1 protein-coding gene is annotated in these 495 nt (G+C 31.7%); it reads left to right on the top strand.

The features are described from left to right. Window positions 1–112 precede the first annotated feature (112 nt). The coding region (locus SB724_RS19380; RefSeq protein WP_410572403.1) for a lantibiotic dehydratase at window positions 113–495 on the top strand (383 nt) is incomplete at its 3' end.

Genomic DNA, 495 nt, shown 5'->3' with positions numbered 1-495 from the left:
CAGCTAATCCTTTTCCCAGAAACGACTGTTAATGAAACATTATCATTACAGGAGAATAATTCCAAAAACCATTCTGTTCTGCAAAAAATATTAGCATCTGTAGATCTGATCTATGAATTTACATCGGATTGATATGGATTTTCTCGCAGAGATAAAATCTCATATTGAAAACAATGAAAATATCAGAAATAAATTAAGATATAAAGCCAATAATACACTGGCTAAAATTCCTGGGCAATATCGCTATCAGGAACCTGTAAAAAGCGAGACTGAAGAAAAACATCAATTATCATCATTGGAAATAAACGAGTATCTGGAACAAGTTTCAGGTATTCCTCATTTCATGAAGTATAGTGGAATCAAAAAACTATTTTCTGAAGATTTTGGAGATGCGGAAATTTCTGAATTTCTGAATGAACTCATTGATATCAAATTTCTGGTGAGCGAGCTTCAGCTTACTCTTACCTCAGATAATACAACTAATATAAAAAATGT

It is taken from the genome of Bacillus sp. SIMBA_031, from assembly GCF_046535225.1.
GTDB classification, from domain to species: Bacteria; Bacillota; Bacilli; order Bacillales; family Bacillaceae; genus Bacillus; species Bacillus velezensis.
The sequence above is the reverse complement of the archived record's forward strand: the minus strand, read 5'-3'. Positions and strand labels throughout refer to the sequence as shown.